This is a genomic window from Natronococcus roseus, assembly GCF_043677095.1.
In the GTDB taxonomy this organism is placed as follows: Archaea; Halobacteriota; Halobacteria; order Halobacteriales; family Natrialbaceae; genus Natronococcus; species Natronococcus roseus.
Window position 1 is genome coordinate 81423 of record NZ_JBHLJR010000003.1, and the last position, 13509, is coordinate 94931.

Sequence of the window (13509 nt, forward strand, 5' to 3'; positions counted from 1 at the left end):
AAATAAGCTACCCGTCTGCCGGCGCGGTCGCGGTCGGCGGTCCGGAACCCGCCGACGGCGAGTTCCCCGCCGTCGCCGAGACGGGCGTCGCGGGCGCTGGAGCCGTCCGGTCGGCGCGCTCGAGGGTCGGCGCCGCCGGCTCCCCCTCGACAGGATGGATCGACTCAAAGTCGTCGACCGCGGGCGCGCCGACGATCTCGACCCGATCTCCGTCGACCGCGATGCGATAGGCGCCGGCGAAGGGGTCCTCGTCGTCGATCAGGTAGGTGTCAGTGTCGGCCCCGTCGACGGTCGCGTCGGGACCGTCGACCGGTTCGGCGCCGTTGGCCGCGAGCAGGTCGCGGTAGGCGTCGGCGAACGCCTCCGCGTCGGCGTCGCTCCCCCAGGCGAGCGACCAGACGTGTGCCGTTTCGTTGTCCGGCCCCTCGTACACCCGGAACTCGTCGCCGGCCCAGCCGTCGGTTGCGGGATCGGAGTAGTTGTACGTCACCGGCTCGGTCCCGCCCTCGTCGATCGGGCGGTCGATCACGCCGTCGGCCCAGAGACTCCCGAAGAGGGTCGCCTCGCCGACCGTCTCGGTTCGGGGCTCGCCGTCGCCGTCCGTCTCGAGCTCCCACTCCTCCGAGGAGCGATCCTCGAGGGCGATCTCGACGGGGTCGTGGGGATAGCGCTCCGGGTGGATCAGCTCGGAGGTAGTGGTCGGTCGCTCGTCGTGGGCGCGGTCGACGGCCTCCCAGCCGCCGGTCTCGTGGAGGTGAGAGACGAACGACGGCCCCTCGGCGTAGGGGACGTAGATCGAGAGGAAGAGGCCGACGTTGAACGGCTGCTCGGCGATCTCGGTCGCCGGTTCGGGCGGGTCGGCGAGACAGTCCCACTCCGCCTCGCAGCGCTGATCGTACAGGTACGGCACGTAGTTCGCCTCGCCCTCGAGGACCCCGTTCTCGGCCCGTCGCTCGTCGATCGTCTCGCCGTGGCGCTCGAGGCCGAAGCGCTGGTCCTGCAGGGCGTGGACGAGTTCGTGAACGAGCGTCCCGCGGTCGATCCGGAGTTCGTCGCTCTCGTCGGTGACGAGCACGACGCGGTCGCTCGAGTAGTAGCCCTGCACCGAGTCGCCGTACAGGTCGTCGAGTTCGTGGTTGACGTCCGTCTCGCCGTCGACGACGAACGCGCCGCGCCAGAGCTCGTTTTGGAACGCGGAGGCGTTCGAGAGCTCCCCGCGCTGCTCGCGATACTCCTCGCGGCTGATCACCTCGAGTTCGACGTCGTGGTCGAAGGGCAGTCCCCGGATGACCTCGATCCGGGCCATCGATCGGTAGGTCGCGGCCTCGAGCTGCGCTTTCGTAAGTCGGTCCTCGCCGTCGAACGCGAAGCTGTCGTCGTACGCGTAGTCGCCGATCTGCCCGAGTTCGCGGTCGTCGTCGAACCGGTCCGGCGAGTACGGGAGCGTACACCCCGACAGCACGACGAGCGCGACCACGGCCAGCAGTGTCCCCCGACGCATCGATGGCCCATTCGGCGGGAGGGGGAAAGCTCCGTCGCTCGGAACGGCGGGAAACCTGCCTGTGACTCAGCCGCGAACTACCGACCCGAGCGGACTCGAGCGACAGTCGCGACCGCGACGACGATTGCCGCCGCGACGACCGCGTCGGGGGCGCCGAAGCCGGGGATCGAGTCGTCCTCGTCGCCGTCCGCCTCGGCACCGTCGTCCGCCTCGGGCTCCGGAGCGTCGTCGATCTCGATCGTATCCTCACCCTCGGGTGCGGCGCCGTCGTCGACGGCCGCGAGCTCCTCGACGGCGGGCGCGTTGACGATCGTCACCGTCTCGCCGTCGTGATCGACGTAGTAGGCGCCCGGGTACGAGTCGTCGATCACGTACGTGTCCTGACGGTCGTCGACGGCCTCGGCGTCCTGTAGCTCGAGTTGCTGCTCGTAGCCCGCGAGGAACTGTTCGGCCTCCTCGCTCGAGGTCCACTCGGTCTCCCAGACGTAGCCGGCCCGATCGGCGGCCGCGGCCGGGTCGTCGGTCTCGGCGTCGTCGGCGACGTAGGTGACGAGTTCGTCGCCGGCCCAGCCGTCGGTGTAGAGCTGGTCGTAGTCGTACCCGCCGAGATCCGCCTCGAAGAACGCGTCGGGGCCGATCACCGACGGCTCGTCCGAGTCGTGGGCGTCGCCGGCGAACATCGAGACCAGCCCCGCCTCGCCGTACGTCTCGGTCGCGGGCTCGCCGTCGATCTCGAGCTGGCTCCAGCTCTCGTTCGATCGGTCCTCGACGTCGATATCGGCGGGCTCGCGGTCCTCACCCGGGCGGATCACCTCGGAGGTGCTGGCCGGCGGCTCGTCGTAGGCCGCGTCGACGGCGTCCCAGTCCTCGCGCTGCTCGCGCAGGTGGTCGACGTAGTCGGGACCGTCGCTGTAGGGCTGGAAGATCGCCGCGTACAGCACCCAGTTCACGTCGGGCGGATCGCTCGTGGCGTCGCCCGGCTCGAGGCAGTCCCACTCCTCGCCGCAGCGCTGTTCGTACGCGGTTTCGACCCAGACGGCGTCGCCCTCGATCAGTCCGTTCTTGGCGTTGTCCTGGTCGACCGTCTCGCGGTCGTAACTCGAGAGGTCGAACTGCTGGTCCTGCAGGGCGTGGAGGAGCTCGTGACCGAGGATGGCCTCGTCGACCTCCGGCGTCTCGGCGCTGTCGGAGACGAGCACGACCTGATCCGTCGCGGGCTCGTAGTAGCCGCCGACGGTGCCGCCGTACAGCGCCTCCTGGGCCTCGGTCGCGTCGGTCTCGCGGTCGACGGCGAACAGCGCCTCGGCGTTGACGTTCAGCTGGATCCGCTCGTCGCCCGCTGTGTCGGCGAAGAGGTCGTCGTTGTCCGCCTCGAACTCCTCGCGGGAGATGACTTCGACGGGAACGTCGTCCTCGAACGTCAGTCCCCGAATCTCCTCGACGCGGGCCATCGACCGGTAGACGACCGCCTCGAGTTCGTCGTCCTCGACGACCGCACCGTCATCGTCGTCGACTGCGAGTTCGTCGTCGTACCAGTAGCCCTCGACGTAGCCGACGGTTCCGTCGGTCGTCGGATCGTCCGCTCGGTCGGCCTCCGTCGTCTCGCCGATCGGTCCGAGCGAGAGCGCTCCGGGGACCGCACCGCCGACGGCCGCAACCAACAGCAGCGCCGACACCGCGAGGAGGACGGCGGCCGTCCGCGTTCGCCTCGAGTTCATTTCAGGATACGAACCCGTAAGCGAGGGCGGATAAAAAGACCGACGGTCGGGCGAACGTTTAGTTGGTCGATCGCCTACGCTCGCGTATGCACCTCGATCCAGCGACCACCGCCGTCGTGGCGGTCGACATGCAAAACGCCTTCTGTCACCCCGAGGGGTCGCTGTACGCCCCGGGGAGCGAGGAGGCGATCGAACCGATCGCCGATCTCGTCGAGCGGGCCCGCGAGGCCGACGCGCAGGTGATCTATACGCGGGACGTCCACCCGCCCGAGCAGTTCGAGGAGAGCTACTACTACGACGAGTTCGACCAGTGGGGCGAACACGTCCTCGAGGACTCCTGGGACGCCGAACTCGTCGACGACCTCGAGGTCCGCGAGGGCGACCACGTCGTCGAAAAGCACACCTACGACGCCTTCTACAACACCGAACTCGAGGGCTGGCTCTCGGCCCGAGGGATCCGGGACCTGATCATCTGTGGCACGCTCGCCAACGTCTGTGTGCTCCACACCGGCGGCAGCGCCGGCCTGCGGGATTTCCGCCCGATCATGGTCGAAGACTGCATCGGCTGTATCGAGCCCGACCACCGCGAGTACGCCCTGGAACACGCCGAGTGGCTGTTCGGGGAGGTCGTCGAGCGCGACGCCCTCGAGTTCGACGCCGCATAGGTGGCTCCCGCACCGAACCGTGAGCCGTCGCCGGACGACGGCTCGAGGAGAGCGCTTTTGGTCTCTCCTTCGAACGATCCAGTATGACCGTTTTTCGGCGATGCGTCAGGACGCAAGCGATCGACCGACCCGGAGCGGCGACGCCGACCGCGATCGTCACCCCCCAGAGGTGCTCCGGATGAAGCGCCGCAACCTCCAGTTGCTGTACGCCGGCGGGATCGCGCTCAACGCGGTCGCGCTCATCGCCGCAGCCACCACCGGATCGACGCTGTACGCCGCGACGTTCGGCCTCGTGATCGTCTATCTCAGCGTTCGGTACTGGATGGTCAGCACGGACTGAGATAAAGCGACAATCCGTACAGCCGGACTCGTACCTCGCTCGAGCGACGACGGGGACGTATGGAGCCGGTTCCCGCCCACCTCGAGACCGCAATCTACGGCTACTTCCTGTTCGTCGCGGCCGTCGGCTGTTACCTCCACCTTCGGATCCTGGCGAACGACCGCGGGCGAGGCGACGAGAACGCGCGAGACGCCGAACGGTCCGACGGCTCGCCGCCCTAATCGTCCCGGAAGATGCGGTACGAGCCCTGCCCGGTCGCGACGGCCTTCGTTTCGCCGTCGGGGGTCGTGCTCTCGACGGTGACCTCGCTGACCCCCACGGTCGACCCCGCGCGGACGACCTCCGCTGTCGCCTCGAGGTCGCCCGTCGCCGGGCGGAGGTAGTTGACGTTCAGGTTGATCGTCGCGACGCCCGTCGAGAGCGGCTCCTCGAGCTGGGTCTGGATCGCGAAGCCGCCGACGGTGTCGATCAGCGTCGCGGCGATCCCGCCGTGGATGTCGGGGCGCTGGTCCGGACCCGCGTTCGGTCGGATGTTGGTCAGCTTCTCGTCGTAGGGGATCGACAGCGTCATCGTCCCGTTGTCGACGTCCTCGACGCTGGTGCCGATCCAGGAGAGGAACTCGTGGTTCTCGTCGATGTAGTTCTGGAGGAACCGGGCGAGGTCGTCGATCTCCGCGGCCGAGTTCGGTGGCTCGTCGGTCATGTCACCTCGTGCACGTGCGACGCTCTTTACGCCTGCGCTTCGCGGGTTCTCCGGGTGCAGGGTGAGCGTTCATCCGGCTCGAGGGCGTCTCGAGGATGTGAACGACCGCTCGAGCGAACGACCCGGCGGTGGTCCGCGTGGCTGACGGCTCCGGCGACGAGGACGACGGCCCAGAGTACGACGTCGACTTCCGCGAGAATCCCGACGAGTACGAGATCGGTCGCGGCGAGGAGGGCGTCTTGCAACCACCTTTTTTCCGTTCGGGTTCGTTCCCTACGGTCCCTCACCCATCACGCAAAAAATCTGGACCAAAAAAAGCCGCGACCTCGCGTTGCTCGGCCGCGGTGATGACGAAAACGTGCGGTGGTGATCACCGTGCCTGACGACTCCGACGGTCCCGAGTACGACACGGACTTCCGTGTGTATCCGGAGAAGTACGAGATCGGCCGCGGCGAGGAGGGCGTCTTCAAGGTCGAACCCTACAAGAGCGAACTGCTGCCGCTGTGGTCGTACAAAGACGAGGAGAGCGCTCGAGAGTCCGCGGAGGCGATCTACGAACGCTACGAGGAGTACCGCGGGGACGACGAGTTCCCGGGGATGGACATGGCCCGGAAGTACCTCCGGATGGGGTACACGCGGGCGATGCGCTACGCGAAGTACCCCGGCGGGACGAAGTACGGCGAAGATGGGGAGGAGCTCGAGCCCGAGCGGTGGGCCGACGAGGACAAACGCGAGGCCGCGCTGGTCTTCGAGGAGTACTGGGAGCGCGTTCGCGAGGACGAGTTCTACCGGGAGGCGAAGGAGCGCCACCGCGAGCGATAGCCTCCCGACCGCAGCCCGCCTCTGCCGAGTCGGTTCGCGAGGGGATGCACCAAGGTCGAGCATGAACTCGAAGAGAGGAGGACCGTCGACGAGGGGACGGACGAACCGTCTGAGCCCGCCGCGTCGATGGGCGAACCGATCGCTACGGACCTAATTCGGAGCGGACGGCGACGGCGACGCGGTCGCCGACCTCGAGGTCCACCTCCGGACAGATCAGCTTCGCGCCGAACTCGGCGTCGCGGGCGCAGAACAGGGACAATCCCGTGATCGGCTCGCCGTTCGCGAGGACGACCACGTCGTCCCAGTCGATCGTTCGCCCGCCGAGGACGCCGAGACGGTCACCGTTCAGGGAGACGGCTCCCGACGACGGCTCCTCGAGCCCGAGCAGGCCGCCGCCGTCGTAGTGGGGGAGGCCGCCGTCGAGGACGCCGCCGGCGCGTCGAGAGGCCGGATCTCTTCGCTCGCCGCTCGACGCAGCGCCGTCGGCCGCGACGCCGACGAACCTCGAGCCGGGATCGGGGTGTCTCGGCGCGTCCAGTACGGCGTAGGTCTCGTCCGCCGCGACGACGTTACCGGTGCCGTCCCAGGCGAGGGGTTCGATCTCGACGCCGGGCTCGAGCGGAAGCGAGCCCGACGCCCGGTACGGGTTCTGATCCGGCTCTCGGAAGCCGACGTGGAGGTGGTTGTCGACCCAGGGTGCGAAGAAGCCGGCGCGAACCAGGGTGCCAAGCGACTCCCCGACCGCGACACGGTCTCCGCTCGAGACGGACGGCTCGACGTGGAGGATACGGGCGCTCAGTCCCTCGAGTTCGTCGGGGCCGTCGCAGTCGATCACGATCAGGTGGTCGTGTTCGGGGGCGTACGGCTTCGGCGGCGCGCGAACGGTGCGGGTCTCGCGGACGATGCCGGAGACGGGACTGGGTGCGGCGGTCGTCCGACCGTCCCGCAGGGTGCCGGGGTACAGATCGACCGCACAGCCGCCGTCGTGGGCGCGGTACGGCGAGTTGTACAGCGAGAACCGCTTGTAGCGGGCGAGCAGCGCGTCGGGGAGGGTGACGGCCATCTGTCGCCTGCGAGTCGGGAGCGGGAGCGTTTAGACCCATCGACCCGAACGCCGGGACATGCGCGTGTTCCGGGGCCGAGCGGGGACGATCGAAGCCGACCGCGAGGCGAGCGAGCGCCTGCTCGAGGTCGCCGCGGACGGCGAGTCAGCCGTGCGGGTCTGGACGCCCCATCGGCAGGTCGCCTTCGGCCGCCGGGATAGCCGACTCGAGGGGTACGATCGGGCCCGCGAGGTCGCCCGCGAGCGGGAGTTCGCCCCGATCGAGCGCAGCGTGGGCGGACGGGCGGTCGCCTACGACGGCGAGACGACGCTGGCGTTCGCCCGCGCCGAGCCGATCGCGGACTTTCGGCGCGGCACCGACGAGCGCTACGAGCTGCTGACGGCGGACGTGGCGAACGCGCTCGAGGAGCTCGACGTCGACCTCGAGCGCGGCGAACCCGACGACTCGTTCTGTCCGGGCGCCCACTCGCTGTCGACGGCGGACGAGAACGGGGTTCGGAAGGTCGCCGGCATCGCCCAGCGGGTCCGCCAGGACGCGGCGCTGGTCTCGGGGATTCTCGTGGTCGGCAACCGCGAGGAACTGGCGACGCTCCTCGAGGAGGTTTACGGCACGCTCGAGGTGCCCCTCGATCCCGAGAGCGTCGGCAGCGTGGCGGCCGCGGGGGGGCCGAGCGAACCCGAACGGATCGCGCGGGCGCTCGAGAACCGGCTCACCGGCGACCGCGAGTGGGACGTCGTCGAGCTCTCGGGGTAGCGCTCTCGCGATCGTCCGTTCGACCCGTCGGTGGAGGGGATCCACGAGACGGAGAGGGTCGTCGCGGCTTCGAGGCACGGCCAGCACCGGCTCGAGCGGTGACAACGCTTTTCCGGTCGGCAGTGGGGAACTCGAGTATGGCTACCCGACGTCCGGAGGATTCGCGATGAACGACGGGCCGAACCCGACCGCGACCCCCGAGTGGGAGGAGCTGATCGCCGACGCCGGCGAGATCGCCGCCGAGTACCGCGAGAACGGCTGGGACGCGGTCGTCCTCGAGCCGATCGATGTGACACCGGTCGAACAAAGCGACCGCACGGGGCTCGACGTCACGATCGCAGAATCGGCCTACGACCGCGTCGCGGACCTCGTCGGCAGCGACGACGTCTCGTTCGGTGACGCCGAGGTGTACTACCGACCCGCCGAGGGCGAGGACCAGCGGTTCGCCCTGGTCGTCGAGCGCGACGAGCGCAGCGAGAGTGCCGTCCTCGTGCCGGTGACCTATGCGCTCTCGGAATCCCGTGCAGTCTTCGAGCGCGCGCTACACGAGGAAGAACTCCATATTCACGTCCGCCCCGAGGTCGCCGACGAGTGGGTCATTTTCTCCCACGACGATCCGTCGCTGTTCCTCGAGGAGTCGGACGTTCGCGAGTGGGCCGACGGGTAGGCCGTTACTCCTCGTCGGTCTCCCGGTCGCGAAGCTCCTCGCTCGCCTCTCGGACCTCGCGCATCACCGTCGAAATCCGTTCCTCGGCCTCGAGTTCGTCGTCGACCGAGAGGTCGACGCCCTCGACCTCGAGGAGGAATTTCGCGACCTCCGTGGACTCGTACATCACGTCGTCGAGCTCCTCGGCGGTGAAGAAGTCACACATCGCGCCGTAGAGGAAGGTCGCGCCGGCCATGCGGACCTTCTCCTCGAAGGAGGCTCGAGCCTGGTTGACCGCCTGGGGCGTGTAGGTGTCGGTCATGAACGGAACCAGTTCGGGCAGGTTCTCGCCGATCTTGGTCATCTCGACGCCCGTCTCGGTCCGGAAGTCAGAACAGAGCCGCGCGATAGCCCACTCGCGAGCGGTGATGTACGTTCGGTCGCGCAGGAACTCGTTGACCCGCTCGTACTGGGCGCCGTCCATCTTCTTGAAGCGGGCGTACTTCTGTACGTCCGCCGGGACATCCGACTCCTCGGGTTCGGGGTCGGGAACGTTCGGCATCGGGTTCTCACCGGCGGAGTCGTCGGCGGCTGCCGCGTCGCCGGTGTCGGCTGGGTCGCGCTCGTCGCCATCGGAGTCGTCGATCCGGGCGTCCTCGGCCTCGAGCCCGGCGTCCGCACCGTCGTCGTTCATGGCCGCGTATTGCCAGCTACTCGGGATAAGCGTTGTTCTCGAGGCGCCTCGATATCCTCCCTGGATTAAAAGCGGGTTATCGTAAACTCCGCTCGCGTCCTCGAGAGTTCTGTCGAATTTAAGTTCGTGAGGAATGTTCGATACGGTATGTCACAGACTCCGGTCGTCGCCAAGGCGGTACGAACCCCACAGGGGAAAGAGGACGGCGTCTTCGCCGACGTACGAAGCGAGGACCTCTCCGTCGCACTGATCGACGAGATCCTCGCCGAAACCGGTCTCTCCGGCGAGGACGTCGACGACCTGATGTGGGGCTGCGCCCAGCAACGCGGCGAGCAGGGGAACAACCTGGCCCGCGTCATCGCCCTCCTCTCGGAGCTGGGCGAGGACGTCCCCGGGACGACGATCAACCGCTGGTGTGCGTCCTCGATGCAGGCCGTGATCTCGGCGTCGGACGCGATCGCCGCGGGCAACCGCGACGCGATCATCGCCGGCGGCGTCGAGAACATGTCCCGCGTGCCGATGGGCGAGAACACCCACAACGTCCACCCGAGGATGGCCGAGTACTACAACATCGGCGAGCTCCAGATGGGGATGACCGCCGAGAAGGTCGCCGAGGAGTACGGCGTCAGCCGCGAGGAGCAAGACGAGTACGCCGCCAGAAGCCAGCAGCGGGCCGAGGAGGCGACCGAGGAGGGCCGCTTCGACGACGAGATCGTCCCCATAGAAACCGAGGACGGCACCGTCGACGAAGACGAGGGCATTCGGCCGGGAACGACGGCCGAAAAGCTCGCCGAGCTGCCGACCGTCTTCAAGTCCGACGGCACCGTCACGCCGGGCAACGCCTCCCAGATCTCCGACGGCGCCTCCGCCCTGCTGATCACCAGCGAGGCCTTCGCCGAGGAGCACGATCTCGAGATCCTCGCCGAGGTCGGACAGAACAACGTCGCCGGCGTCGATCCCACGGTGATGGGGATCGGTCCGGTGCCCGCGACGGAGGGGCTGCTCGAGCGAAACGGCCGCGACATCGAGGAGTACGACCTCGTCGAACTCAACGAGGCGTTTGCCAGCCAGTCGATCTACTCCCGCGACGAGCTCGGGATCGATCCCGAGAAGTTCAACGTCAACGGCGGGGCGATCGCGATCGGGCACCCACTGGGGGCCTCCGGCGCGCGCCTGCCGGTGACGCTGATCCACGAACTCGGAAAGCGCGGCGGCGGCAGCGGCCTGGCGACGCTGTGTGTCGGCTTCGGCCAGGGTGCGGCAATCGAGTTCGAGGTTAACTAAGCCGAGCAGTCTAGGCCTTTTGGTCCAGATTTTGCGAGGCCGCTCGCACCGCGAGCGGCCGAGACAAAAGGTGGTCGCGTCAGGGTGCGGCGATCGAGTTCGAGGTCAACTGAGGCGCGGTTCGGAGCGAGCGCGGTTCGGAGCGAGCGCGGTTCGGAGCGAGCGCGGTTCGGAGCGAGCGCGGTTCGGAGCGAACGAAGTGAGCGAGAACCGCGGAACGCGAACGGGGAGCGAAGGCGACCCGTGAGCGAGTAGGTGAGACTACACGTCCGAACCGGACGGACGGAGCAGAGGAACAGCGATTCCCGGCGCTCGTCGAAGGCGGATCGTGTAGCAGCCGCCGAGACGGTCGGCGGCACCACCAGAACGTATTTGTTTTCTTACCCATCTACTGCAGGTATGGTCGCACCGTACTCGTTACCGCCCTCTGCCCCGTCCTCGCTTTCCACCCGTCGATGACGGCGGTGGATCGGCGAACGCTCCGGTGGCGGATGCTCGCGTCGCTCGCGCTGCTCGCGCTCGTCACGATCGGCTTCGTCGTCGGCGTCTGGGGCGCGTTCTACCTCGTTCTCGTCTCGTTCGAGGCCGACGGGGCGGCACTGATCGCGTCGGTAGCGAGCGGCGTTCTCCTGGCCTCTCTCGTCGGCCTCGAGTTCCTACAGGTGTCGACGGTCGAGCGGTTCGCGGGCGCCACGCCGGTCGATCGCGACGAGAGGCCGGAGCTGTACCGGACGACGACGCGCGTCGCCTCCCAGCTCGACGTCCCCGTTCCGACGATCGCGATCTCCGACAGTCCCGCGCCCGAAGCGCTGGTCGTCGGCTTCCAGCGCGACGGGATCCACCTGGTGCTCTCCGAGGGGACAATCGACGCGCTCGACGACGTCGAGCTCGAAGCGGTGATCGCACACGAACTCGCACACGTACGGAACAGGGACGCGACGGTGATGACGGCGGTTTCGGCACCGGTGGTGCTCGCGGCGGGATTGCGGTCGCGCCTTCCCGATCCGAACGACGCCGGGATGGCCGCGGTCGTGGTGCTCCCGCTGGCGCTCGTCTCGAACGTCGCGTGGATCGCCGGTCGAACGATCACCGCCGTGCTCGCTCGCGTTCGCGAACACGCCGCCGACCGGGCGGCCGCCGAGGTAACCGGGTCGCCCGCGGCGCTCGCGAGCGCGCTCGAGACCCTCGACGAGCGGATCGAGGCGACGCCGACCCGGGACCTCAGGTCCGTCGAGGGAGTCTCCGCGCTGTCGATCCTCCCGCTCGAGCGCGATCCGGACAGTCGAGCGGTCCGGCTCGGCCCAGACGGCGAGACCGAGCCCTCGCACCTGTGGTTCGATCGCCTCAAGTGGCGGCTGTTCGTGACGCATCCGCCGACGGCCGACAGACTCGAGTCGCTGCGAGCGCTCGAGCGCGAGCACCATCGGGGCGACGAACGGGAGCCGACGACGGCGTAGCTCGCCCGCCGCCGCAGGGCGATCCGGACAGGCGATTTACATCGGTCGAGCCCCTACGGTATCCAATGAGCACCATCCTGCTGGCGGCGATCATCGGCATTCCGCTCGCCTGGCACCTCGGAATCACCGCGTTCGTCTACTACGATTCCGGCCGCGTCGGTCTCGAGCCGACGCGGAAGTGGGTCGCGATCACCTTTGCGATTCCGATCTTCGGCTTTTTCATCTACCTGTTCGAGCGCAGCGAACTCGACTACGATCCCGAGGAGGACCCCTACAAGGATCACAACTACAACATCCACCCCTCGAGGGCTGACGACGCGCCGCTGCCCTCGCGGGGCGACGACCGGGAGGGGCCGGACGATCTCGAGGGACCGACCGGGTCGGACTCCGAGCGGGAGCGGTAGCGCCGTCAGAACGCGAGCGTCTTGACGACGACGGGAACGCTGTCGTGGCCAGCGATCGGCGTGCCGACGTCGAGGTAATCGCCGTCCCGGGCTGCGAGTTCGTCGAGCGCGACGAGGGGACGATCGCTGCGGCGCTCGAGGAGCTGTCCCAGCGCCTTCGCACAGTTCTGGCGAACCACGACGACGATCGGGAGCGAGGGCGGCAACGGCTCGAGCGCCGACGCGAGCGCGTCCGCCACCGAGCCCAACCGCTCGTACTCGAGCGGGCCGACGTCCGCGATCGCAAGGGCAACGGCGTCGACGGCCGAGGGATCGTGGAGCTCCCGGAGCCGCCCGACCGCAGCCTCGAGGTGGTCGCGAAGACAGCGGTCCTCGAGGTCCGCGAGGTCGCCGACGTCGACGACCGGAACGTCCCGAAGCGGCAGCAGGTCGGGCTCGATCGAGATCGTCCGCCCGCTGAGCGTCGTCGACTCCGTCCCGGCGCCGACGACGGTCGCCCGAAGATCCTCCGCGGACTCGAGAACGGGCCAGGATCGAACCCGCTCGTGCTCGCGGAGCGCGGCCGCGAGTAGCCCTCCGAGGTCGCCGTGGGCGAACGGGTCGATCGGCGGCGAGTCGACGAGCAGGCCGACGCCGCCGCTGAAGACGACGCCGTCGAGTTCGACCGGCTCGGTCGGCAGCTCGCCGATGGCCAGCTCGCGCGTGAGAGGGTCGAACGGCGGCCCCTCGAGCAGGTCGACGATCCGGTCGGCCATCGCCTCCGCGAGCGCAGCGAGCAGTTCGCCATCGGGTTCGTCGCCGACCGCGATCGGGAGCTCGAGCGCCTCGGCGAGCGCCCCGGCGGGCGGCGAGATCGAGCCGATGCGTCCGTCGTCGTCGAACCGGACGAGTCGTCCGCCGACGTCGAGACAGCGTGTCTCCCGAATCCGGCTTCCGCCTCGCTTGCGGCCGTCCGATCGCCCCTCGAAGATCGCGACGTTTGTCGTTCCGCCGCCGACGTCGACGTTGGCGACGGTTCCGCCCGTTTCGGCGGCGTGGGCTGCTGCACCGGAGCCCCGACCCGCGAGCACCGCCTCGAGGTCGGCGCCGGCCGTCGCGGCCACGAACCGGCCCGCGTCGGCGGCGACCTGATGGACGAGCGGTTCGGCGTTCTTCCGGCGCGCCGTCTCGCCGGTGACGATCACGGCGCCCGTATCGACGGCCGCGGGCTCGAGCCCGGCCGCCTCGAGGTCGCGTTCGATGAACGCGGCGACGCCCTCGACGTCGATCGTTTCGCGATCGAGCAGCGGCGTCTCGCGGACCGGGCCCCGAAAGACGATCTCGCGGTCGACGATCTCGGGACTCGCCGCCCCGCCGGGTGGCGTCTCGACCCGCAGACGGCTGACGACGGTGTGTGTCGTGGTCGTCCCGACGTCGATGCCGACGCTCGTCAGCGACTTCGGGTCGGCGTTCACGATC

Annotated in this window: 16 protein-coding genes; 9 read left to right on the forward strand and 7 right to left on the reverse strand. The window is 68.7% G+C overall.

Annotated features, from left to right (window positions below; all coding sequences use genetic code 11):
• Positions 1-7: 7 nt before the first annotated feature.
• Both ACFEMD_RS08360 and ACFEMD_RS08365 read right to left on the reverse strand, forming a co-directional pair.
• Positions 8-1501 carry an Hvo_1808 family surface protein gene (locus ACFEMD_RS08360; RefSeq protein ID WP_394740580.1) on the reverse strand — a complete coding sequence of 498 codons (1494 nt, stop codon included), beginning with the start codon at positions 1499-1501 and terminating at the stop codon, positions 8-10.
• A gap of 77 nt (positions 1502-1578) precedes the next feature.
• Positions 1579-3219 (reverse strand): Hvo_1808 family surface protein, encoded by a 1641-nt coding sequence (locus ACFEMD_RS08365; RefSeq protein ID WP_394740581.1) that lies wholly within the window; start codon positions 3217-3219, stop codon positions 1579-1581.
• A gap of 86 nt (positions 3220-3305) precedes the next feature.
• On the opposite strand from ACFEMD_RS08365, the gene ACFEMD_RS08370 reads away from it, so the two are divergent.
• From ACFEMD_RS08370 to ACFEMD_RS08380, 3 genes are all read left to right on the forward strand, one after another.
• Positions 3306-3884, forward strand: a complete 579-nt coding sequence (locus tag ACFEMD_RS08370; RefSeq protein ID WP_394740582.1) for a cysteine hydrolase family protein — start codon at positions 3306-3308, stop codon at positions 3882-3884.
• 100 nt (positions 3885-3984) lie between these two features.
• The gene (locus ACFEMD_RS08375) at positions 3985-4224 is read left to right on the forward strand and encodes a hypothetical protein (RefSeq protein ID WP_394740583.1); all 240 of its coding nucleotides are present in this window, start codon (positions 3985-3987) and stop codon (positions 4222-4224) included.
• 59 nt (positions 4225-4283) lie between these two features.
• Positions 4284-4445, forward strand: coding sequence for a hypothetical protein (locus tag ACFEMD_RS08380; RefSeq protein ID WP_394740584.1), 162 nt, complete (start codon positions 4284-4286; stop codon positions 4443-4445).
• Here the strand turns inward: ACFEMD_RS08380 and ACFEMD_RS08385 are convergent.
• Complete coding sequence (locus ACFEMD_RS08385) at positions 4442-4927, reverse strand: PaaI family thioesterase (protein ID WP_394740585.1); 486 nt, start codon at positions 4925-4927, stop codon at positions 4442-4444. The two genes, ACFEMD_RS08380 and ACFEMD_RS08385, sit on opposite strands and share 4 nt — an antisense overlap.
• Positions 4928-4953: 26 nt before the next feature.
• Positions 4954-5172, reverse strand: a complete 219-nt coding sequence (locus tag ACFEMD_RS08390; RefSeq protein WP_394740586.1) for a hypothetical protein — start codon at positions 5170-5172, stop codon at positions 4954-4956.
• Positions 5173-5296: 124 nt separating this feature from the next.
• On the opposite strand from ACFEMD_RS08390, the gene ACFEMD_RS08395 reads away from it, so the two are divergent.
• Entirely contained in the window at positions 5297-5749 is a 453-nt protein-coding gene (locus tag ACFEMD_RS08395) for a DUF4385 domain-containing protein (RefSeq protein WP_394741046.1), read from the forward strand.
• 142 nt (positions 5750-5891) lie between these two features.
• Here ACFEMD_RS08395 and ACFEMD_RS08400 read toward each other — a convergent pair whose 3' ends face one another.
• The gene (locus ACFEMD_RS08400; RefSeq protein ID WP_394740587.1) at positions 5892-6812 is read right to left on the reverse strand and encodes a hypothetical protein; all 921 of its coding nucleotides are present in this window, start codon (positions 6810-6812) and stop codon (positions 5892-5894) included.
• A 58-nt stretch (positions 6813-6870) separates the two neighbouring features.
• Here ACFEMD_RS08400 and ACFEMD_RS08405 point away from each other — a divergent pair, with 58 nt between their 5' ends.
• On the forward strand, positions 6871-7566 hold the full coding sequence (locus ACFEMD_RS08405; protein ID WP_394740588.1) for a lipoyl protein ligase domain-containing protein: 696 nt from the start codon (positions 6871-6873) through the stop codon (positions 7564-7566).
• 166 nt (positions 7567-7732) lie between these two features.
• Positions 7733-8233, forward strand: a complete 501-nt coding sequence (locus ACFEMD_RS08410; protein ID WP_394740589.1) for a DUF7529 family protein — start codon at positions 7733-7735, stop codon at positions 8231-8233.
• 4 nt (positions 8234-8237) lie between these two features.
• Here ACFEMD_RS08410 and ACFEMD_RS08415 read toward each other — a convergent pair whose 3' ends face one another.
• Entirely contained in the window at positions 8238-8906 is a 669-nt protein-coding gene (locus ACFEMD_RS08415) for a DUF5806 family protein (protein ID WP_394740590.1), read from the reverse strand.
• 147 nt (positions 8907-9053) lie between these two features.
• Between ACFEMD_RS08415 and ACFEMD_RS08420 the strand changes: the two genes are divergently transcribed.
• From ACFEMD_RS08420 to ACFEMD_RS08430, 3 genes are all read left to right on the forward strand, one after another.
• The gene (locus tag ACFEMD_RS08420) at positions 9054-10190 is read left to right on the forward strand and encodes a thiolase family protein (RefSeq protein WP_394740591.1); all 1137 of its coding nucleotides are present in this window, start codon (positions 9054-9056) and stop codon (positions 10188-10190) included.
• A gap of 455 nt (positions 10191-10645) precedes the next feature.
• Positions 10646-11647 (forward strand): M48 family metalloprotease, encoded by a 1002-nt coding sequence (locus ACFEMD_RS08425; RefSeq protein ID WP_394740592.1) that lies wholly within the window; start codon positions 10646-10648, stop codon positions 11645-11647.
• A 65-nt stretch (positions 11648-11712) separates the two neighbouring features.
• Positions 11713-12051, forward strand: coding sequence for a hypothetical protein (locus ACFEMD_RS08430; protein WP_394740593.1), 339 nt, complete (start codon positions 11713-11715; stop codon positions 12049-12051).
• A 5-nt stretch (positions 12052-12056) separates the two neighbouring features.
• Here ACFEMD_RS08430 and ACFEMD_RS08435 read toward each other — a convergent pair whose 3' ends face one another.
• The gene (locus tag ACFEMD_RS08435; RefSeq protein ID WP_394740594.1) at positions 12057-13505 is read right to left on the reverse strand and encodes an ethanolamine ammonia-lyase reactivating factor EutA; all 1449 of its coding nucleotides are present in this window, start codon (positions 13503-13505) and stop codon (positions 12057-12059) included.
• Positions 13506-13509: the final 4 nt, after the last annotated feature.

What these genes read in the sequence shown, in the direction of transcription:
- ACFEMD_RS08360 (WP_394740580.1), bottom strand. Translation starts at nt 1,501, where the DNA reads ATGCGTCGGGGGACACTGCTGGCCGTGGTCGCGCTCGTCGTGCTGTCG.
- ACFEMD_RS08365 (WP_394740581.1), bottom strand. Translation starts at nt 3,219, where the DNA reads ATGAACTCGAGGCGAACGCGGACGGCCGCCGTCCTCCTCGCGGTGTCG.
- ACFEMD_RS08370 (WP_394740582.1), top strand. Translation starts at nt 3,306, where the DNA reads ATGCACCTCGATCCAGCGACCACCGCCGTCGTGGCGGTCGACATGCAA.
- ACFEMD_RS08375 (WP_394740583.1), top strand. Translation starts at nt 3,985, where the DNA reads ATGCGTCAGGACGCAAGCGATCGACCGACCCGGAGCGGCGACGCCGAC.
- ACFEMD_RS08380 (WP_394740584.1), top strand. Translation starts at nt 4,284, where the DNA reads ATGGAGCCGGTTCCCGCCCACCTCGAGACCGCAATCTACGGCTACTTC.
- ACFEMD_RS08385 (WP_394740585.1), bottom strand. Translation starts at nt 4,927, where the DNA reads ATGACCGACGAGCCACCGAACTCGGCCGCGGAGATCGACGACCTCGCC.
- ACFEMD_RS08400 (WP_394740587.1), bottom strand. Translation starts at nt 6,812, where the DNA reads ATGGCCGTCACCCTCCCCGACGCGCTGCTCGCCCGCTACAAGCGGTTC.
- ACFEMD_RS08405 (WP_394740588.1), top strand. Translation starts at nt 6,871, where the DNA reads ATGCGCGTGTTCCGGGGCCGAGCGGGGACGATCGAAGCCGACCGCGAG.
- ACFEMD_RS08410 (WP_394740589.1), top strand. Translation starts at nt 7,733, where the DNA reads ATGAACGACGGGCCGAACCCGACCGCGACCCCCGAGTGGGAGGAGCTG.
- ACFEMD_RS08415 (WP_394740590.1), bottom strand. Translation starts at nt 8,906, where the DNA reads ATGAACGACGACGGTGCGGACGCCGGGCTCGAGGCCGAGGACGCCCGG.
- ACFEMD_RS08420 (WP_394740591.1), top strand. Translation starts at nt 9,054, where the DNA reads ATGTCACAGACTCCGGTCGTCGCCAAGGCGGTACGAACCCCACAGGGG.
- ACFEMD_RS08425 (WP_394740592.1), top strand. Translation starts at nt 10,646, where the DNA reads ATGACGGCGGTGGATCGGCGAACGCTCCGGTGGCGGATGCTCGCGTCG.
- ACFEMD_RS08430 (WP_394740593.1), top strand. Translation starts at nt 11,713, where the DNA reads ATGAGCACCATCCTGCTGGCGGCGATCATCGGCATTCCGCTCGCCTGG.